Source organism: Rhodococcus sp. NPDC047139 (genome assembly GCF_040643435.1).
Taxonomy (GTDB): Bacteria; Actinomycetota; Actinomycetes; order Mycobacteriales; family Mycobacteriaceae; genus Rhodococcus.
Window position 1 is genome coordinate 1 of record NZ_JBEYUH010000019.1, and the last position, 19,086, is coordinate 19,086.

The window sequence follows — 19,086 nt, forward strand, 5'->3', positions numbered from 1 at the left end:
CAAAACGCTCGGCTGGGATACCCCAGCCGAGCGTCTGCGTGATCTAATCACCACCAACTAACAGCGGTGTTGCGTCGACCCCTTGAAACCGCCCGTACGGCACCCGGGCTCTTTCGTGTAGGGATCGGTGGCGGATCAGCGGTTGAGCAGTGCCCGCATCGCTGCTGCCGCACCCTGGACGAGCTTGTCGCGGGGGAAGCCGCTGCGCTTGACCGCAGCCTCGTAGTTGCCGCCGGCGACCCAGACGGGACCGTCCTGGAGGTGTTCTAGACCTTCGCGGGCGACATCTTCCGGCTCGGCGACGAGCATTCCGGGGATGTCGAAGTTCAGACCGGCGCGGACCATCGCCGGCGTACGGGTGACGCCGAGGACGAGTTCGAGCACGTGCACACCGTGCGGCGCGAGTTCGAGCCACAGACTTTCGGCGAAGACGCGGCTGAACGCCTTCGACGCCGCATAGATGCTCTGGTGTTCGGCACCCATGTAGCCGGACAGCGAACCGAGCAGCATGACGCCACCGCGACCGCGTTTCGCCATCGGTCCGCCGAACAGGTGCGACAGTTCGATCTGGCGGTGGACGTTGAGGTCGATGACGCCACGGAAACCGTCGAGATCACCGGTGACGAACTCGTGGCCGTAGCTGTTCGCACCGGCGTTGAAGATGAACAGGCCGACTTCGATGTCCTCCGTCGCCTTGCGGATCTCCTCCACGGCGTCGTCGTCGAGCAGATCCAGCGCGAGCGTGCGCACCTGCACACCATTGCTCCGCGCCTTGTCCGCCGTCTCCTCGAGCGGCCCCGGCTTGCGGGCGATGAGCACGAGATCGAAGCCCGCGCGGCTCAATTCGTCGGCGAACGCCGCACCGACGCCTTCGGATCCGCCGGCGATGACGGCCCACGGGCCGTAGTACGAGCGATCGAGGTCGAGGGGCTCGGTCATAACTGGTCCTTCGAGAAGTAGTCGGAAACGGAAGATCGGAGCGAGGTCACTGCACGATGGGCGCTCGGATCGGGGTGTCGTCGAAGACCTCGATGACACCCGAAGCGGCCGCCCGGGCGATCGCCGCGTCGAGATGCGAGCACGACATCCGCGGCGCACCGGGGCGGCCGTCGCGCCCGCCGTCGTCCTGGACGACAGGACAACGACGGCGGGCGTCGGTGTTCCACTGGATGGACGTATGCTCCCAGCTGTTCTTCTGGACCAGCACCTGCGCGGCACATTCGCCGCACCGCAACGGTTCCATCCGGTTCTGCATGTTTTCCGCTCCTAGCCCGCAGGGGTGGACTGCTCTTCGAGGGCCTTGCGGGCGATATTCTCCTCGACTTCCTTCATCCACGCGGCCACCGGACGCGTGGTGTCCATCTCGAACTCGAATCGGTCGGTCATCTCCGGCTTGACGTCCTCGACGTCGACGTAGAACTGCTCGTACCAGCGCCGCAGCTGGTAGACGGGACCGTCCTCCTCGCACAGGAGCGGGTTCTCGATGCGGGTCTTGTTTCGCCAGATCTCGATGTCCTGCTCGAAGCCCTTCGCGATGAAGTTCCCGAACTGCTGCGCGGTCTGCAGCGCCTTCTCACCTTCGAGGCGATCGGACTTCTTGACGATCATGCCGTACATCAGGACGAACTTGTCCTGGTTGACCGGGTAGTGGCAGTTGATCAGGACCGACTCGACGTCGTAACCCTCGTACTGGTAGACGAGATCGTCGATCATGAAGGACGGGCCGAAATAGCTCGCGTCGGAGCGGCTTCCGAGCATCTTCGGCTGTCCGGTCGCGTGGGGGCGGGCGTCCTCACGGGCCTGGCCACGCATGAACTGGCTGGCGACGTGACCCTCGAAGACGTTCTTGAAGTAGACCGGGAACGAGTAGTGCACGTAGAAGAAGTGCGCCATGTCGACGATGTTGTCGATGATCTCGCGGCAGTTCGTGTCGACCTCGGTGGTGTACCAGACCCAGTCGGTCCACTCGTCGCTCGTCGCGCCCTCGATGCGAGGGATGGTCACGTCTGCCGGCGGCGGGTTCCCCTGGGGGTCGTGCCACACGAAGAGCATGCCGTCCTGGTCGAGGGTGTGCCATGCGCGGGTCTTCGCGATCGGAGGAACGCGCCGCGCGTACGGGATGTTCTTGCAGCGACCGTTGCCGCCCCAACGCCAATCGTGGAACGGGCACGCGATCTCGTCGCCCTTGACGGTTCCCTGGCTGAGATCACCGCCCATGTGACGGCAGTACGCGTCGAGAATCTTGATCTCGTCGTTGCTGTCGGCCCACACCACCAGCTTGGTGCCGAAGGCCTCGACCGAGTGCGGCTTGCCGTCCTTGAAGTCCTTCGACAGGCCGAGGCAGTGCCAGCCCCGCGCGAAGCGGGCGGGAGCCGAGCCGGTGACGATCTCACGGATCTCGGATTGTTCGGAATTGCCGAGGCTCACGGTCATCCGTCCTTTCGGGAGGAAGGGAAGCGTTGAGGAGTTCAGGCGGCGGAGTCCGCTGTGGCATTCCGTCGCGATACAACCGAAACGCTAGGTGATCGGTATCACCCCTGATGAGGACATCTCACTGTTCGAGACCTTCTACCGGCACCGGGGAGCGGGCTCCCCTGGGTCATGCGACCGGAGCGGGTTCGGTGGTCGGCAACAGTGCGGCCCGGCCGTTGGCGACGAACTCCTGCTCGATGCGCGCGCGTTCCGCATCATCGAGCAGGACGTACTCCGGCGTCCGGCCGACACGCACGTAGACCGGATCGCTGGTGTTCCACGCGACCGCCCGAAGCGGCGCCTTGTTCACCTTGTTGCTACCCGTCAGCGGAATCTGAGCGGTGACCCGCACGAATCGCGGCCACCACTTGTCACCCATGTCGGGTTGTTCGGCGAGGAACTGCCCGAACGCCACCGGATCGAACTGAGCGTCGTCCTCGAGTTCGACGACACACATGACCTGATCTCCGGTCGTGGGGTCGGGGACGGCGAAGATCGGTGCGGACAGGATGCCCGGAACCCGCAGGAGGATGCGTTCGACGGGGGTGGCGGAGAAGTTCTCGCTGTCGACGCGCAGCCAGTCGGAGGACCGCCCTGCGAAGTAGAAGAACCCGTTCTCGTCGCGGTAGCCGAGGTCACCGGACCAGAAGTCGTTCCCCTTGATGCGGTCGGCCATCGCTTCGGGGTTCTTGTAATAGCCCTCGAAGGTGTGCGCGGTGTCGCACGCGACGATCTGACCGACGGCGTCGCTGTTGAGAAGACGGCCCGACTCGTCGAAACGCGCACGAGGGCACTCCTCACCCGTGGCTTCGTCGAGGATGCGGACGTCGACCCCGCCGACGGCCACCCCGAGCGATCCGGTGGGGGTGTCGGGGGTGCGGTTGATCCGGAAGACGCCTTCGCTCATTCCGTAGCCCTCGACGACCGTGCAACCGAAGCGTTCGGAGAAGCGGGCCACGTCGGCTTCCGACGCCTCGGTACCGAATGCCAGTTCCAGGGTGCTCGTGCGGTCGCGCGGATCCTCCGGCCGGCTCAAAACGTACGACAGTGCCCGTCCCACATAGTTGACGAAGGTGGCGCCGTAGCGGTGGATGTCGTCGGCGAATCGACTCGCGGAGAACTTCCTGATCAGGCAGACGGTCGCCCCGGCCCGCATGGCCGTGCCGAGGTTGAGCATGAGCGCGTTGCCGTGGAAGAGCGGCATGCACAGATAGGCGACCGAATCCTCCCGCATGCGAACACGTTCGGTGAGCGGGCCGAGAAGACGAGCGAGCCGTCCCTGGCTGACGATCACGGCCTTCGGAGCCCCGGTGGAGCCCGAACTGAAGAGCAGAAGCGCGATGTCGTCGGCAGGCGGAACCGTCTCCGGCAGGTCGGCACCACGGAACGGCTCGAGGAACTTCGAGTACCGCGCGTCGTCGATGTCGTAGATCCGGTCGGCCGGCAGTCCGTGGTCGGCGCCTTCGAGCAGGTGCGCGAGCCGGGATTCGGTGATCACCAGGTCGATGTCGGCGTGGCGAATGTCCCGGGCGATCTCCGCACCGCTGCGGCTGGCGTTGATACCCACCACGGCAGCCCCGGCGAGAGCACCGGCACCGATCCAGAACACGAAGTCCGGGACGTTCTCGAGCAGCACCCCGATGTGGCGCTGCCGATCTGCGGGAGCGGGCACGGTCGCCATGATCGCTGCGGCGCGATCGGCGCTTTCCTGGACCACCTCGCCCCAGGTCCACTGCTCGTCCTCGAAACGCAACCCCACCTTCGGGTCACCGACGCGAGCGCGCACTACTTCTGCGAACGTGTCCAACTCTTTCCTCCAGACAGTTGTGGCAATCAAGCGAAGACGGCGCGACCGCCGGACAGGACGGCTCCGGTCTCCGTGAGGACGTCGAACCGTGCGGCCGCCGCGTCACCCCAGGCGCGTACCTGCGCCGTGTCGCCGGGGAAGACGGGAGCCGCGAACCGGCCGAACAGCGTCTTCAAGTCGGCGGGGTGGGCTCCGAGCATCTCGGCGAGCGGCAACGTCGCGGCCGCCAGCGTGCACAGTCCGTGCAGGATGGGGCGAGGCTGCCCGATCCGTGCCGCGGCCTCCGGATCGATGTGAATGTGGTGCCGGTCGCCGGTCAGGCGGTAGATCGCGGCCTGATCGGCGTGGGTGGCGAGCGTGCCGACCACATCGGCCTCGCCCTCCGGCGCGGCCGGTGCCGACGGTCCGCGCTCACCGCCGAAACCTCCTGCGCCGGGAGCGAACAACGACCAGGTCGCGACGAAGAAGTCGCTTTCCACGACGACCTCGAACACCGCCGCACGGCCCTTGTCCCAGACCTCGCCGACGCGCGCCGACATCGTGATCTCCCCTGATCGCGGCAACGGTGCGAGAACTTCGAGACTCTGGGAGCCGTGGAGCGCGGTGCTCGTATCGAATGCGCCGAGCGCTCCGAGCGCATCCGGCGCCCACTGGGCCAGCGTCAGGGCGAACGTCGGCAGCACCCGCAGGCGGTCCTCGAAGACGAGATCGAGATCGGTCGCACCGGCTCCCACGGCGAGCGCGTACAGGATCGCGTCCCGCTCGTCGTATCCGACCGTGCGGGTGCCCAGGTCGTGGCCGCGCCACTGCGCGGGCGTCGACGCCGTCGTTGCGGTCATGTGGATCGAAGTCCTTTCTCACGTGAGGGCGCCGGGCGGCGGCCTGACGGACACAGGACCTCGCTTCCCACAGACGCCCAGGTCACAGGCTAGGGAGCGCGGTGGTGGCCGTCACCGCCGGTCCCACTCACCGGTACATTCGAAGGCGGGGTGACGGGCCGTGAGATTCTGGCGGTACGCACTCGATGGAAGAGGGGGACGTTCGTGAAGCGTGCAGGGGCACCGGCGGGAGCCAGGCGATGACGATTCCCTCCGATCCGTCCCATTTCGTCGATCAGCTCGTCTCGCGGCTCACAGGGCCGGGTGGCGAGTTCGAGATCGTCGTGCAGGAAGTCCTGGGCACGGAGATGCCCGTCATGCGCAAACGCGACCTCGCGGTGGCCGATCTACTCTCCCAGTCTCTCGTCTGGGGGGACCGCGAGTACCTGGTCACCGCCGATCGGCGGATCACGTTCGCCGAGAACGCGCGCATGGCCTACGCGCTCGCCGCAGCGCTGCACGAGCGGTACGGGGTGCGTCCGGGTGACCGGGTGGCGATCCTGTCCGCGAACAGGCCCGAATGGGTCACCGTCTTCTGGGCCACGCAGGCTCTCGGCGCGATCTCGGTGGGACTCAACGCCTGGTGGGTCCAGCCCGAACTCGAGTTCGGTATCCGCCATTCCCGGCCCCGGGTGGTGTTCGTCGACGGTCCGCGGACCGCAGCTGTGGCCGACATCGATCGTGCGCAGACCGTGGTGTTGTCGATCGAGGAGGATCTGCCCCGGTTGATCGCGGAGTTCGACGGTGCTCAGCCGCCACCTCCGCGAGTCGCCGAGGACGATCCGGCTGTGCTGCTGTACACCTCCGGCACGAGCGGCGACCCGAAGGGCGCGCTGCACTCTCAGCGGAATCTGCTGGCCGTGGTCGACTACAACCGGTACCTCGACGCGATCGCGACGATCTGGACAGGTACTGCATACAACCGTGCTGTGCCCTCGGACTCGCGGTATCTGCTCACCTCCTCCCTCTTCCACATCACGAGCCTGCACAACACGATCGTGCCGCGCCTGGCCACCGGCAGCACCGTGGTGATGAACCAGGGATGGTTCGGAATACGCCCCGTGCTCGAACTCATCGAGGCCGAACAGGTCACCCATTGGATGGCCGTGCCCTCGATGGCGGCACGGATGCTCGAGGACGAGGATCTCGACCGATACGACCTCACCTCCCTGACCCGGTTCACACTGTCCTCGGAACCCTCGACTCCGGAGTTCAAACAGCAACTGCGCGAACGTCTTCCGTTTGGGAAGCACGCGATGGTCGACAGCTACACCATCACCGAGTGCAGCACCTCGATCGCAGTGGCGACCGCTGCGGAACTCGAGGAGTTCCCCGGTACGGTGGGTGCGCCGATCATCACGGTGAGTCTCGAGATCAGGGACACAACGGGAGCGTGGCTTCCCGATGGCCAAGTGGGCGAGGTGTGCGTGCGCAGCCCCTTCGTCATGTTGGGCTACTGGGACGACGAGGCCGCGACGGCCGAAGCGATCACCCCCGACCGGTGGCTGCACACAGGCGACTTCGGCGTCGTGGAGAACGGCAGGCTACGACTGGTGGGCCGGCGGGCGGATCTGATCCATCAGAACGGCGAGAACATCTACCCCTCGGAGGTCGAGCGCGTACTGTCCCAGCATCCCGCGGTACGCGAGTGCATGGTGACCGGGGCGCCGCATCCGGAATGGGGCCAGGAGGTCGTCGCGGTGGTCGTGCTCGTCGAGGGCTCCTCGGTCACCTCCGAGGAACTGACGTCCTTCGCCTCCGAACGTCTCGCCTACTTCAAGGTGCCCACGCACTGGACGTTGACTCGTCACCTTCTGCCCCGCAATCCCACCGGAAAGATCATCCGCAAGCAGTGGCGGGATACCCACGGTCCCTGGTAGCCGCACAGGCACCCCTCCGGCCGTGACCACCGGGTGAGCCGAGCCGAGGCTCGACCCACCCGGAATCAGCCGTCAGCTCAGACGCTCGAGCACCATCGCCATGCCCTGGCCGCCACCGACGCACATCGTCTCGACACCGAACTGCTTGTCGTTGACCTGCAGATTGTTGATGAGCGTCGTGGTGATGCGGGCACCGGTCATACCGAAGGGGTGACCCAGTGCGATCGCGCCACCGGAGACGTTGAGCTTGTCCTCGTCGATACCCAGCTCACGCGCCGAACCGAGCACCTGGACGGCGAAGGCCTCGTTGATCTCGAACAGGTCGATGTCGTCGATGCCCATGTTCGCGTTGGCGAGGGCCTTGCGGGTCGCATCGATGGGACCAAGGCCCATGATCTCCGGCGACAGGCCCGACACTCCGGTGGAGACGATTCGGGCGAGCGGGGTGAGACCGAGTTCCTTCGCCTTGACGTCGGACATGATCACCAGCGCGGCCGCGCCGTCGTTGAGCGGGCATGCATTGCCGGCGGTCACGGTACCGTCCGGGCGGAAGACCGGCTTCAGCTGGCTGACCGCTTCGTAGGTGGTACCCGGACGCGGGCCGTCGTCGGTGGTGACGACCGTGCCGTCTGCGAGGGTCACCGGGGTGATCTCCCGCTCGAAGAAGCCGCTCTTGATCGCTTCCTCGGCGCGGTTGTGCGAACGCACACCCCAGCGGTCCTGATCCTCGCGAGAGATCCCGGTGTAGGACGCCACGTTCTCCGCGGTCTGGCCCATCCCGAGATAGACGTCCGGCAGGAGGCCCTCACTGCGCGGATCGGTCCATTCCACTCCGCCCTCGGCCAGCTTCGCGCTGCGTGCCTGCGCATCGTCGAACAGCGGGTTCTTCGTGTTGGGCAGACCGTCGGCGTTGCCGGTCACGAAGCTCGAAACCGACTCGACGCCCGCGGAGACGAAGACGTCACCCTCGCCGGCCTTGATGGCATGCAGCGCCATGCGGGTGGTCTGCAGCGACGACGAGCAGTAGCGGTTGACAGTCACGCCCGGCAGGAAGTCGTAACCCAGCTGCACCGCGACCACACGTGCGATGTTGAAACCGGACTGCCCTGCGGGCTGGCCGCAACCGAGCATGAGGTCGTCGATCTCGGCGGGATCGAGTTCGGGAACCTTGGCGAGCGCCGCCGCGACCATCTGGGTCGCCAGGTCGTCCGGACGGATCGACGCGAGCGAGCCCTTACGTGCTCGTCCGATCGGCGACCGTACTGCGGACACGATTACTGCTTCGGGCATCTTCTCTCCTCGATGTTCTGGTCGTACTGCACGACCGGCGACCACAGCGACCCTCTGGGTCCAGCGGCTATCCTGTGCTAACTTACCAAGCAATCGCTTGGTTCGGTACAGACGTTAGGAACATGCCATGGGCATCACCTCGACCTCCGACAGCGCCGGTATCACCACGATCACCGTCGACTTCCCGCCCGTGAACGCCCTGCCTTCGCAGGCCTGGTTCGACCTCGCCGAGGCCATCACCTCGGCCGGGCGCAGCCTCGACACCCATGCGGTGATCCTGCGCGCCGAGGGCAGGGGCTTCAACGCAGGTGTGGACATCAAGGAAATGCAGGCCACCGAAGGGTACGACGCCCTCATCGCCGCCAATCACGGTTGCGCTGCCGCATTCGCCGCCGTCTACGACTGCGAAGTACCGGTGATCGTCGCCGTGAACGGCTTCTGTGTCGGAGGCGGCATCGGCCTGGTCGGCAACGCGGACGTCATCGTCGCGTCCGACGACGCCATTTTCGGCCTCCCCGAGGTCGACCGCGGTGCACTGGGCGCCGCAACACATCTCGCGCGTCTCGTCCCTCAGCACATGATGCGCACCCTGTACTACACGGCGCAGAACGTCACCGCGCAGCAGCTCGAGCACTTCGGTTCGGTGTACAAGGTCGTCCCGCGCAGCGAGCTCGACGCCACCGCACGGGAGATCGCCGAGATGATCGCCGCAAAGGACACGCGCGTCATCCGCCGTGCCAAGGAAGCGATCAACCGCATCGACCCGGTCGACGTGAAGACGAGCTACCGCCTCGAGCAGGGCTTCACCTTCGAGCTGAATCTCGCCGGCATCGCCGACGAGCACCGCGACGAATTCGTCGCGACCGGAAAGCCGCGCAGCAACAGCTGACGCCCATACCACCAGGAGTTCGAAAAACCATGCGTGACAAGAGAATGTCGCTCGACGACGTGGTCGGCGAGCTGCGCAGCGGAATGACCATCGGCCTCGGTGGCTGGGGTTCGCGCCGGAAGCCGATGGCATTCGTCCGCGCCATCCTGCGGTCGGACATCACCGATCTCACCGTCGTGACCTACGGCGGTCCCGACCTCGGCCTGCTCTGCTCGGCCGGCAAGGTCAAGAAGGCGTACTACGGCTTCGTCTCCCTCGACTCGGCGCCGTTCTACGACCCGTGGTTCGCCAAGGCCCGCACCAACGGCGAGATCATCGCCCGTGAGATGGACGAGGGAATGGTCAAGTGCGGTCTCGAGGCAGCCGCCGCGCGACTGCCGTTCCTGCCGATCCGGGCCGGCCTGGGCTCGGCCGTCCCCGACTTCTGGGACGGCGAACTGAAGACCGTCACCTCGCCCTACCCCGGTCCGGACGGCACGGAGACGCTGATCGCCATGCCCGCACTGAACCTCGACGCGTCGTTCGTGCACCTGAACATCGGTGACAAGCACGGCAACGCCGGTTACCAGGGCGTCGACCCCTACTTCGACGATCTCTACTGCATGGCGGCCGAACGTCGCTACGTGTCGGTCGAGAAGATCGTCGAAACCGAGCAGCTCGTGAAAGAAGTTCCGCTGCAGCAGCTCCTGCTCAACCGCATGATGGTCGACGGCGTTGTCGAAGCTCCCAACGGCGCTCACTTCACCCTTGCCGGCGACAGCTACGGCCGCGACGAGAAGTTCCAGCGTCACTACGCCGAGGCCGCCAAGGATCCCGAGACATGGAAGGCGTTCGTCGATCGCTTCCTCTCGGGCAGCGAGGACGACTACCAGGCCGCAGTCCAGAAGTTCGCACAGGAGCAGGCATGACCACCACCGAAACCGTGACCCGCGCCGAGTATTGCGCGATCGCATGCGCCGACATCTTCTCGGGTGCCGGCGAGATCATGGCGAGCCCGATGGCGACGCTTCCGCAGATCGGGGCGCGACTGGCCAAGCTCACCACCGAGCCCGACCTTCTGATCACCGATGGTGAAGCACTCATCCTTGCCGACGTCCCCGCACTCGGAGCGAAGGCGCCGGTCGAAGGATGGATGCCGTTCCGCAAGGTGTTCGACGTCGTCGCCTCGGGTCGTCGCCATGTCGTGATGGGCGCCAACCAGATCGATCGCTACGGCAACCAGAACCTGTCGGCCTTCGGACCGCTCCAGCAGCCGAAGCGCCAGATGTTCGGTGTCCGCGGAGCTCCCGGCAACACCATCAACCATGCGACCAGCTACTGGGTCGGTAAGCACTCCGCACGGGTGTTCGTCGACCAGGTCGACATCGTCTCCGGTGTCGGCTACGACAAGGTCGATCCCGAGAACCCGGCGTTCCGGTTCCTCGACATCGCACGTGTCGTCACCAATCTCGGTGTCTTCGACTTCGGCGGCCCGGACCACAGCTTCCGTGCGCTCACACTGCATCCGGGAGTCGAGGCGGCCACCGTCGCCGAGAACACCTCGTTCGAGGTCGCCGGCCTGGACGAAGCGGGCGTGACCCGCGAGCCCACTGCCGAAGAGCTGCGTCTGATCCGCGACGTCATCGATCCCAAGAGCTTCCGCGACCGTGAGGTCTCGCTGTGAGCGTCCTGCGTACCCCGCTGACGGAACTCGTCGGCATCGAGCACCCCATCGTCCAGACCGGCATGGGGTGGGTCTCCGGTCCTCGCCTGACCGCCGCAACCTCCAATGCCGGCGGCCTCGGCATCCTCGCATCGGCGACGATGACCTACCCGGAACTCGAAGCCGCGGTGGCGAAGACGAAGTCGCTCACCGACAAGCCGTTCGGTGTCAACATGCGCGCCGACGCCTCGGACGCGGGCGAGCGCATCGACCTGCTCATCCGCGAGGGTGTGAAGGTCGCGTCGTTCGCTCTCGCCCCCAAGAAGGAACTGATCGCCAAACTCAAGGATCACGGCGTCGTCGTGGTGCCGTCGATCGGTGCGGCGAAGCACGCCGTGAAGGTCGCCTCGTGGGGCGCCGACGCGGTGATCGTTCAGGGCGGTGAAGGTGGTGGCCACACCGGTCCGGTCGCGACGACCTTGCTTCTGCCCAGCGTGCTCGACGCCGTCGACATCCCTGTGATCGCCGCCGGCGGATTCTTCGACGGACGCGGTCTCGCCGCGGCGCTGTCGTACGGCGCGGCCGGCGTCGCGATGGGTACGCGTTTCCTGCTCACCAGCGACAGCGCGGTCCCCGACTCGGTGAAACAGCAGTACCTCGCTCGCGGCCTGCAGGACACCACGGTGTCGCTCAAGGTCGACGGCATGCCGCATCGAGTGCTCAACACCGAGCTGGTGAACAGCCTCGAGAAGTCGAGCTACGTCAAGGGATTGGTCGCCGCTGCACGCAATGCGACGAAGTTCAAGGCGATGACCGGCATGAAGTGGTCGACGCTCGTCAAGGATGGTCTCGCCATGAAGAAGGCGAGCGACCGCACGTGGCAGCAGATCATCATGGCCGCCAATACGCCGATGCTCCTCAAGGCCGGCCTCGTCGAAGGCAACACCGAAGCCGGTGTCCTCGCCTCCGGCCAGGTCGTCGGCATGCTCGACGACCTGCCGACCTGCCAGGAACTGATCGACCGGATCGTGGCGGAGGCCGTCGAGCGCATCGACGCCCTCTCGGCCCTGCGCCGGACGGAGTCGTCCGCCTAGTCGTCTCCGAATCGAGACCGGTGTCGTTGTCGGATATTCGCGAAGAACCGACAACGACACCGGTCTCGTTCGTTTCCGGCAAGCATTATTCGGCGGTGAGCGCGCTCAGGAGAGCCCTGGTGCGGTGGATCGACGCACGAGGTTCGTCATCGACGGGCACGATCGCCGCCCAGATGTCGGTGGCGCCGGCATCGAGTAATCCCTGCAGTTGCCGGCGAACCGATTCCTCGTCTCCGACGATCGCGATGTCCGCCGGACTGCTCGCGCCCCCTTCCTCCAGGACACGCCGGTAGCTCGGCATCCCGGCATAGGAGGTCGCGGTCGCTGCGACGGCCTCGCGGGCCGCATCCACGTCGTCGTGCACGGCGACGGGCAGGCCGGCCACGATGCGCGGTTCCGGCCGGCCGGAACGCTCGGCGGCCGCGCGGATCGCAGGAGAGATCCGCGACTCGATCACCTTAGGCGACGCCATCCACAGAACCGTCCCGTCTGCGTACCGACCCGCGACTCGCAGCATCCGCGGGGACATGGCGGACAGCAGGACCGGCACCTCGTGTGCGGCGGCAACCATCCGTCCCTCGCTGCGGACGGACCAGGCGCCGCCCCGGAAGTCGACGTCCTCACCATGCAGCAGAGCGGTGACGATCCGGATGTACTCTTCGGTGTTCCGGCCGGGAGTGTCGTACGACAGTCCGTACACCTCCCGGATCACGCTCTCGTGCGACGGGCCGAGACCGAGGGTGAAACCGGGTCGTCCCATCGCTTCCGCCACCGCCGCGGCCCGATTCGCCTGGAGCAGCGGGTGGCACGGGAAGGTCTGGAGCACGGCGGTGCCGAGTTCGATCGAGGCGGTCTCGCGACCGGCCACCGCGAGGGCCGCCAGCGGATCGCCCGCAACCGTGCTCGCGAACCACAACGACGTGAAGCCGTCCGCCTCCGCTTTCCGTGCCTGCCGCACGATTCTGTCCGTGGACGACGCGCCGCCCGTGAGTCCGATCCGCATGATGCACCTCCGCGGCCGCATTCCCATATGACGATGAGAACAGTACTCTCCAAAACCGAGAGTAAGAATTCCGAGCAGCGGACCTGTCCCACCGACGCCCTGCCGGGCGTAGACGAGGGCTGTCCGGTTCACGGATCACAGGAAGGACCCATATGAGTCGACGGAGATCGTTCTGTCCCGCGCTCGTCGCGTTGTGCTCGGCGCTGCTCCTCATCACCGCCTGCGGGGGTTCCGGTGCGGCCTCGGGCTCCGCCGCGGCCGAGTTCGTCGGCGACCCGGTGGTCGGCGGATCCGCGCGGCTCGTCCAGGTTCGCGAGCCCGTCACCCTCGACCCGGCCGTCCTCGCCAACAATTGGGTCGGGCAGGCGATGCTGGGCAACGCGTTGTTCGGAACACTGATGGTCGACGACCCGGCAACACTCGAGGTGGAACACAAACTCGCCACCGGCTTCTCGACCACCGATGGCGGCGCCACGTTCACGTTGACTCTCCGGCCGGATCTCGTCTTCTCGGACGGAACTCCGCTCGACGCGGAGGCGGTGGCATTCAACTGGAATCGACACCGGGACCCGGCCGTCGCGTCGAACGCGCTCGCACAGGCGTCGCAGATCGCATCCACCGAAGTCGTGGACGATACCACCCTGATGATCATCATGCGCTCGCCGAATCCTCATTTCGCACACGCGATCACGTCGAGCTCCCTGAACTGGATCGCTTCCCCCACCGCCCTCGCGAAGGGCCCCGAAGCGTTCAATGCCGAACCGATCGGCGCCGGCCCCTTCGTCCTGACCGAGTGGGCACGCCAGGACCGTATGGAACTCGAACGGAATCCTGACTACTGGGACGCACCGCGACCCTACCTGGACAACATCACGTTGATCACCGTCAGCGACGTCAATCAGCGCACGAACGTGCTCGCCAGTGGCGCAGTGGATCTGGTCGCGGAGTCGAGCTGGTCGGCGTTGACACGCGCTGAGCAGGCCGGGTTCCCGACGCAGATCGTTCCGGAAGGCGGTGGACAGTACATCGCCCTCAACGCCCGCCGGGCACCGTTCGACGACCTCAGAGCACGAAAGGCCGTGGCCGCTGCCGTACAGCTCGACGGCATAAACAGCGCGGTCTTCGAAGGAAACGGCGAAGTGCCGGACACTCTGTTCCAGGAGTCGTCGCCGTTCTTCGCGGACATACCGTTACAGCGCCACGATCCAGAGGAAGCACAGCGCCTCTTCGACGAACTCGCGGCCGAGGGAAAGCCGGTGAAGTTCACCTTCCTGGCCACCTCTCTCGTCGAGATCCGAACGGTCGCCGAGACGGTTCAGGCGCAACTCGCTGCGTACGACAATGTCGAGGTGAATGTCGAGGTACTCGACTACGCGGCCTTCATGCCCCGGTACGCGGCGCGAGACTTCGACGCGACCATCTGGTCGGCCGACGTGCAGGAACCGCACACCACGCTGTGGCACCAGTTCCATTCGGGGTCGTCGGGAAATGTCGCAGGTATCGCAGACCCCGAACTGGACGCCGCCCTCGAAGCAGGCCGACTGGCGACCTCACCGGACGAGCGGGTCGAGGCCTACACCACGGTCCAGCAGCGACTCGCCGACCTCGACGTCGGCATCTGGTACGTGCGGGCGGCCCCCTCGGTGATCCACAGTTCCGAAATCCACGGAGTCCGGATGTATGCCTTGGGTTCGCCCCTGCCGGAGGAACTCTGGACGGCCGGCTCCGGATAGTTCCCGCGATCGAAACCGGCGTTGTCGTCGTTCATCCCGGAAGGGATCGACAACAACGCCGGTTCGACCCGACGGACTCCGGTCGTTGACGGATCCGTCGCCCGCACGTTAACGTGCGCAGAACTGTTTACCGCAGGCATGGGGGCCCGGTGAGACCACGCACGGTCGCATTCGTCGTGGCGGCAATGGCCGCCTGCACCATCACATCCGCAGGACCGGCGACCGCCGATCCCACCGGTGGTGCCTCCGGCGTCTCCTGGCAGAGCGTCGTCGACGCTCCCGACGCCTACCCGAACACCGCCGTCGAGTGGGACGTCCCCATCACCGTCAGCGACGGTACGGTTCTCCGAGCCAACGTCTTCCGCCCCGCGCATGCCGACGGCAGCCCGATCGACGAGCCCACCCCCGTCGTACTCGGCCTCACCCCGTACACCAAGCTGCTGTCCACACTGGCATCCGTGGCGATGGAGGACCCGCAGTTCGCCCCGCTCCTGGACGAACTCGGATCCATCCTGAACTTCGGTGCCCCCTTCGACGGAATCACCGAACTCGCCGCTCCGGCATCGCAACTCGGACGCGTATTCGGTCTCAACCGGGATCTCGTGCAGAACGGCTACACGCAGGTCATCGTCGACGTGCGAGGCACCGGCTTCTCCCACGGGCAGTGGGATGTACTCGGTCCGCGCGAGCAACAGGACACCGTCGAGGTCATCGACTGGGCCGCAAAACAACCGTGGTCGAACGGACGTGTCGGGACGACCGGCGTCTCGTACTCTGCGATCAATCAGATCCAGGCCGCCGGACTCCGGCCCGAAGCCCTCGACGCGGTCTTCGCCGTCGAACCCGGCAACGACCTCCTGCGCGACATCGTCGGCACCGGTGGAGCGGTCGGAGTCGGGTTCATGCCGGCCTGGCTCGCCCTCGTCAACGGCCTCAAGTGGATTCCCGACATGGAGGCTCTGCTCCAGGGCCGGTTCGACGATCGATGGCTGCAGGACCGGCTTGCCGATCCTGCCACCAAGCTCCCCGAGCTCTTCGAGGTCCTCACCGCTCCGAGCGTGGACGGCGTCTCCCCCGGAGCTCTCGAGGTCGCGCAGGACGGGCCGTTCTACCAGGATCGACAGGCGCGGCTCGAGTCGATCGACGTACCCACCTTCGTGTTCGGCAACTGGCACGACATCTTCGCCAACAGCGAGCCCGACATCTACAACCGGATCCCCGTCGAACCCGGCCGCAAACAACTGGTGATGGGAGACGGATACCACGCAGTTCTCGGTTCAGGTTTCGGCACACCGGGACACCCGCCCACCACAGCGGCCCTGCAGCGTGCCTGGTTCGACCGCTGGCTCCAGGACGTCGACAACGGCATCGACGAGTACGGCCCGGTCACCCTTCTGCAGCAGGGCGGTGGCTGGATCACCACCGGCGAATTCCCGCGCAGCGCCGTCCACCACGACAAGCTTTTCCTGTCTCCTGCGCCGAGCGGAACCGCAGGACATGCGCTCCACGACGGAACGCTTTCGACGTCGGCACCCGAGGCCGCGCAACGGCTCACCGTCGCTCCGGGACTGCGCGGATTCTGCTCCCGTGAAGCTGCGCAGGGCACCGCCGGCATCGCAGTTCTGCTGGGTGCAGGGTGCACGCAGGACGCGCGTTTCAACGAAGCCGAAGGACTCACCTTCACGAGCGAGCCGGTCACCGAACCGACCGTGCTCTCGGGACCGGTCAACATCCACCTCGAGACCGTCCTCGACGCCACCGACGGGTTCTGGTCGGTCTCGGTCAACGACGTCTCCCCGGACGGGCGTTCGACCGTGCTCACGACAGGCTCACTGGTGTCGTCCCTGCGTGCGATCGACGATTCGAAGAGTACGTTCACCGCAGAGGGCGACTATGCACAGGCACAGCCGGTGCTCACCCTCGAGACACGGCAGCCGATCGTCCCGGGGCAGCCGACCGGCCTCGACATCAGCACCCTTCCCACCGAGGCAGTCCTGCAGCCGGGGCATCGGATCCGGGTGGACGTGTACGCCTCGAGCGTCCCGCGCTCGCTACCGCTCGGTCCGATGCTGCACGAGAGCGGTCTGAGGCCGCAGCATCTCGAGTTGAACGCCGCCTCGCCGAGTTACGTGACGATCCCTGTCGTGCGTTAGGACGGTCGCGCTAGCCGGCGTGGCTCCGCTCGAGAGAATTCCGGTCCCAGCCGCCCAGCTCGGCAGCGGCCTCGTAGGTGCTGCGGAGGAACTGCAGCACTTCGGCATCCGGGTCGGCCGCAGTGCGGACGGCCTCGTACGGCAACAGAAATTCTCCGAGATCGGCGGAATAGTACGCCGCGTCCGGACGCACCGGATGCTCGGAGAAACCGTCGGGTGCAGGATAAGCGTAGGAATAGAACGCCCCTTCGTCTGCACCGCCGGGCCAGAATCCACAACTGCTCAGTTCGTGCGAGTAGGCCTCGGTCATCACCCGGTCGGGGCAGTTGGGGATACCTCCCGGGTGGGGCGGCGCAGGACGTCCGGAGAATCGGGTGCAGGCAAGGTCCATCGCTCCCCAGAAGAAGTGCACCGGGCTGACCTTGCCGAGAAAGTCACCTCGGAACTGCTGCAGTACGCGGTCGGCTTCCACCAGTTGCCGCCAGAACAGGTGCGCCGCCTCGGCGTCGTACGTGTTGTGCTCGTGATCCCGTGCGAACGGGATCGCCGGATCGACCTCGTTGGGTGCACCCTGAATCCGGGTTCGGATACCCAGTTCTTCCAGAGCCCCCAGCGTCCGGGAGTAGAACTCCGCCACCGTTTGTGCGACGAGCGGGACCGAGCGGCTCCGACCGTCGCTCGAGCGGATGCGCAGGATGTGCTCGAAGAAGTCGAACTCCGCGTCGAAGACGGAATGCCGGTAAGGGATCGAAGAGGTGCCCAGCCCTCGCGGAGTGACATAGAGAGTGGTCTGCCACCAGTGGTTGATCATCGGCGCGTGGGCCAGTCGGACTTTTCCGACGATCTGGAGCCACATGTGCAGGGTGTCCCGCGTCGCGCTCCAGTCGCTCGCCCGCAAACTCGGCCAGGCCCTACCGGGAACAGATTCTGGTTCGTTCACGATGCCTCCCGCGGTTCCGGGAGCGACGCTACTCCGCGCAAATATCGGACGCGGCATTGTGAGCGAAATTGTCGTCTGCCGGCCGATCACCGGTACACACGGTCGCCTGCGCCCCGCCCTGTCACCCTGTCGAGGAGTGACGCCGGGACACCGGCGCTTCGAGAAGTTCTTGCACAGCAGCGAGGTCGTCGACGGTCGGTGCGTGTCCGGTCAATGCGTGCACGACCGCTTCGAAGTCCTTCGAGGTGACCGTGTGCGCGGCCGGACCGGCGGCGCGGGAGGTGGGGAAAGCAGCCATGACAACTCCTCGGAACGATCAGGCCGGCGCGGCACGTGAATCGGTACCCCGAGCGGCCAGACACCGGGATCGAGACGGAGCAGAGACCCGCCGCGCCACACCGGGGCTGCACCGGCCCGGAGTGGCGACGAGGTACCGCTGCCGCCGAAGACACCTGTACCCCATGCGATCGCTGTCTACTCCTCCACCACGACAACGGTGGTGAGCGAACAAGGCGGCGAGAAATCGATCAGGAGAACGAGCCGTGCCGGCCCTCACCCGAAGCGAACCGTGCAGCGCCTCCGACGGCGTCACCGGCAAGGGATTCCATGCCGACGGCGTACTCGAAGGCGAGGGCCTCTGCTTCGGTGCGACCGAACTGTTCGTAGACCGATCGGCGGTCGTTGCGCATACAGGTCTGCGGGAACGCGGTGATCTCTGCCGCCAGACGTTCGGCGGCCTCACGGGTGGTCCCGGGTGGGACCACGCGGTTGGCCAATCCGAAGTCGAGGGCTTCGGCCGCCTCCACCGGCCGGCCGGTCAGGATCATGTCCATGGCCCGGCCCGTGCCGATCAGGCGGGGAAGCCGGACGGTGCCACCGTCGATCAGCGGCACCCCCCACCGTCGGCAGAAGACACCGAACACCGCATCGGCGGAGACGACTCGCAAGTCGCACCAGATCGCCAGTTCCAGTCCGCCCGCAACCGCGTAGCCTTCCACCGCCGCGATCACGGGCTTGGAGAGCGCCAGTCGTGTCGGCCCCATCGGCCCGTGACCGTCCTCGCTCAGCAGGTTCTGCCGATCGGTTCCGATCGCCTTGAGATCTGCTCCCGCACAGAATGTTCCGCCCTCACCATGAAGTACGGCGACATCGGCGTCGACATCGGCGTCGAATGCCTCGAAGGCGTTGGCGAGTTCGGCAGCCATCGGGCCGTCGACCGAGTTGCGACGTTCGGGACGGGCCATGATCACGGTCGTCACCCGATTCCGTTTCTCGACGCGAATCGACCGGTACTGCGGCATGGCT

General features: G+C 66.2%; 17 protein-coding genes. 7 read left to right on the forward strand and 10 right to left on the reverse strand.

Going from position 1 to position 19,086, the window contains the following annotated elements:
* Positions 1 to 135: 135 nt before the first annotated feature.
* The 5 genes from ABZ789_RS19785 to ABZ789_RS19805 form a co-directional block, all read right to left on the reverse strand.
* Positions 136 to 939, reverse strand: coding sequence for an SDR family NAD(P)-dependent oxidoreductase (locus ABZ789_RS19785; protein ID WP_358427339.1), 804 nt, complete (start codon positions 937 to 939; stop codon positions 136 to 138).
* A 46-nt stretch (positions 940 to 985) separates the two neighbouring features.
* Positions 986 to 1,255, reverse strand: coding sequence for a hypothetical protein (locus ABZ789_RS19790; protein WP_358427342.1), 270 nt, complete (start codon positions 1,253 to 1,255; stop codon positions 986 to 988).
* Between the two features lie 11 nt (positions 1,256 to 1,266).
* On the reverse strand, positions 1,267 to 2,427 hold the full coding sequence (locus tag ABZ789_RS19795; protein WP_358427560.1) for a Rieske 2Fe-2S domain-containing protein: 1,161 nt from the start codon (positions 2,425 to 2,427) through the stop codon (positions 1,267 to 1,269).
* A gap of 172 nt (positions 2,428 to 2,599) precedes the next feature.
* Complete coding sequence (locus ABZ789_RS19800) at positions 2,600 to 4,279, reverse strand: AMP-binding protein (protein ID WP_358427345.1); 1,680 nt, start codon at positions 4,277 to 4,279, stop codon at positions 2,600 to 2,602.
* A 26-nt stretch (positions 4,280 to 4,305) separates the two neighbouring features.
* Positions 4,306 to 5,118, reverse strand: coding sequence for a MaoC/PaaZ C-terminal domain-containing protein (locus ABZ789_RS19805; RefSeq protein ID WP_358427347.1), 813 nt, complete (start codon positions 5,116 to 5,118; stop codon positions 4,306 to 4,308).
* A gap of 239 nt (positions 5,119 to 5,357) precedes the next feature.
* On the opposite strand from ABZ789_RS19805, the gene ABZ789_RS19810 reads away from it, so the two are divergent.
* The gene (locus ABZ789_RS19810; protein WP_358427350.1) at positions 5,358 to 7,037 is read left to right on the forward strand and encodes a class I adenylate-forming enzyme family protein; all 1,680 of its coding nucleotides are present in this window, start codon (positions 5,358 to 5,360) and stop codon (positions 7,035 to 7,037) included.
* A gap of 72 nt (positions 7,038 to 7,109) precedes the next feature.
* Here ABZ789_RS19810 and ABZ789_RS19815 read toward each other — a convergent pair whose 3' ends face one another.
* On the reverse strand, positions 7,110 to 8,327 hold the full coding sequence (locus tag ABZ789_RS19815) for an acetyl-CoA C-acetyltransferase (RefSeq protein WP_358427353.1): 1,218 nt from the start codon (positions 8,325 to 8,327) through the stop codon (positions 7,110 to 7,112).
* A gap of 127 nt (positions 8,328 to 8,454) precedes the next feature.
* On the opposite strand from ABZ789_RS19815, the gene echA20 reads away from it, so the two are divergent.
* From echA20 to ipdC, 4 genes are read left to right on the forward strand one after another with little or no spacing between them, the layout of a single operon-like run.
* Positions 8,455 to 9,216 carry a (7aS)-7a-methyl-1,5-dioxo-2,3,5,6,7,7a-hexahydro-1H-indene-carboxyl-CoA hydrolase gene (echA20, locus tag ABZ789_RS19820; protein ID WP_358427356.1) on the forward strand — a complete coding sequence of 254 codons (762 nt, stop codon included), beginning with the start codon at positions 8,455 to 8,457 and terminating at the stop codon, positions 9,214 to 9,216.
* A gap of 29 nt (positions 9,217 to 9,245) precedes the next feature.
* On the forward strand, positions 9,246 to 10,124 hold the full coding sequence (locus tag ABZ789_RS19825) for a CoA-transferase (protein ID WP_358427359.1): 879 nt from the start codon (positions 9,246 to 9,248) through the stop codon (positions 10,122 to 10,124).
* A complete protein-coding gene (locus ABZ789_RS19830) occupies positions 10,121 to 10,879 on the forward strand; it encodes a CoA-transferase (protein ID WP_358427362.1) in 759 nt (252 codons plus the stop codon). Before ABZ789_RS19825 ends, ABZ789_RS19830 begins: the two co-directional genes overlap by 4 nt.
* On the forward strand, positions 10,876 to 11,952 hold the full coding sequence (gene ipdC / locus ABZ789_RS19835; RefSeq protein ID WP_358427365.1) for a (3aS,4S,5R,7aS)-5-hydroxy-7a-methyl-1-oxo-octahydro-1H-indene-4-carboxyl-CoA dehydrogenase: 1,077 nt from the start codon (positions 10,876 to 10,878) through the stop codon (positions 11,950 to 11,952). Before ABZ789_RS19830 ends, ipdC begins: the two co-directional genes overlap by 4 nt.
* A gap of 85 nt (positions 11,953 to 12,037) precedes the next feature.
* On the opposite strand, the gene ABZ789_RS19840 is transcribed toward ipdC, so the two are convergent.
* Positions 12,038 to 12,955, reverse strand: coding sequence for a TIGR03564 family F420-dependent LLM class oxidoreductase (locus ABZ789_RS19840; protein WP_358427368.1), 918 nt, complete (start codon positions 12,953 to 12,955; stop codon positions 12,038 to 12,040).
* A 152-nt stretch (positions 12,956 to 13,107) separates the two neighbouring features.
* Here ABZ789_RS19840 and ABZ789_RS19845 point away from each other — a divergent pair, with 152 nt between their 5' ends.
* Together ABZ789_RS19845 and ABZ789_RS19850 are read left to right on the forward strand one after the other, a co-directional pair.
* Positions 13,108 to 14,688, forward strand: a complete 1,581-nt coding sequence (locus ABZ789_RS19845) for an ABC transporter substrate-binding protein (RefSeq protein ID WP_358427371.1) — start codon at positions 13,108 to 13,110, stop codon at positions 14,686 to 14,688.
* Between the two features lie 185 nt (positions 14,689 to 14,873).
* Positions 14,874 to 16,841: a CocE/NonD family hydrolase gene (locus tag ABZ789_RS19850; protein ID WP_358427563.1), complete on the forward strand. Its 1,968-nt coding sequence runs from the start codon at positions 14,874 to 14,876 to the stop codon at positions 16,839 to 16,841.
* Positions 16,842 to 16,851: 10 nt separating this feature from the next.
* On the opposite strand, the gene ABZ789_RS19855 is transcribed toward ABZ789_RS19850, so the two are convergent.
* The 3 genes from ABZ789_RS19855 to ABZ789_RS19865 all read right to left on the reverse strand — a co-directional run bounded on the left by ABZ789_RS19855 (position 16,852) and on the right by ABZ789_RS19865 (position 19,082).
* A complete protein-coding gene (locus tag ABZ789_RS19855) occupies positions 16,852 to 17,784 on the reverse strand; it encodes a DUF5996 family protein (RefSeq protein WP_358427565.1) in 933 nt (310 codons plus the stop codon).
* A 118-nt stretch (positions 17,785 to 17,902) separates the two neighbouring features.
* Positions 17,903 to 18,079, reverse strand: a complete 177-nt coding sequence (locus tag ABZ789_RS19860; RefSeq protein WP_358427374.1) for a hypothetical protein — start codon at positions 18,077 to 18,079, stop codon at positions 17,903 to 17,905.
* Positions 18,080 to 18,308: 229 nt separating this feature from the next.
* The gene (locus tag ABZ789_RS19865; protein ID WP_358427568.1) at positions 18,309 to 19,082 is read right to left on the reverse strand and encodes a crotonase/enoyl-CoA hydratase family protein; all 774 of its coding nucleotides are present in this window, start codon (positions 19,080 to 19,082) and stop codon (positions 18,309 to 18,311) included.
* Positions 19,083 to 19,086 lie beyond the last annotated feature (4 nt).

Bases quoted from the DNA above. Each gene is read 5' to 3' on its own strand.
- ABZ789_RS19785 (WP_358427339.1), bottom strand. From the start codon at position 939: ATGACCGAGCCCCTCGACCTCGATCGCTCGTACTACGGCCCGTGGGCC.
- ABZ789_RS19790 (WP_358427342.1), bottom strand. From the start codon at position 1,255: ATGCAGAACCGGATGGAACCGTTGCGGTGCGGCGAATGTGCCGCGCAG.
- ABZ789_RS19805 (WP_358427347.1), bottom strand. From the start codon at position 5,118: ATGACCGCAACGACGGCGTCGACGCCCGCGCAGTGGCGCGGCCACGAC.
- ABZ789_RS19810 (WP_358427350.1), top strand. From the start codon at position 5,358: ATGACGATTCCCTCCGATCCGTCCCATTTCGTCGATCAGCTCGTCTCG.
- ABZ789_RS19815 (WP_358427353.1), bottom strand. From the start codon at position 8,327: ATGCCCGAAGCAGTAATCGTGTCCGCAGTACGGTCGCCGATCGGACGA.
- echA20 (WP_358427356.1), top strand. From the start codon at position 8,455: ATGGGCATCACCTCGACCTCCGACAGCGCCGGTATCACCACGATCACC.
- ABZ789_RS19825 (WP_358427359.1), top strand. From the start codon at position 9,246: ATGCGTGACAAGAGAATGTCGCTCGACGACGTGGTCGGCGAGCTGCGC.
- ABZ789_RS19830 (WP_358427362.1), top strand. From the start codon at position 10,121: ATGACCACCACCGAAACCGTGACCCGCGCCGAGTATTGCGCGATCGCA.
- ABZ789_RS19840 (WP_358427368.1), bottom strand. From the start codon at position 12,955: ATGCGGATCGGACTCACGGGCGGCGCGTCGTCCACGGACAGAATCGTG.
- ABZ789_RS19845 (WP_358427371.1), top strand. From the start codon at position 13,108: ATGAGTCGACGGAGATCGTTCTGTCCCGCGCTCGTCGCGTTGTGCTCG.
- ABZ789_RS19850 (WP_358427563.1), top strand. From the start codon at position 14,874: ATGGCCGCCTGCACCATCACATCCGCAGGACCGGCGACCGCCGATCCC.
- ABZ789_RS19860 (WP_358427374.1), bottom strand. From the start codon at position 18,079: ATGGCTGCTTTCCCCACCTCCCGCGCCGCCGGTCCGGCCGCGCACACG.
- ABZ789_RS19865 (WP_358427568.1), bottom strand. From the start codon at position 19,082: ATGCCGCAGTACCGGTCGATTCGCGTCGAGAAACGGAATCGGGTGACG.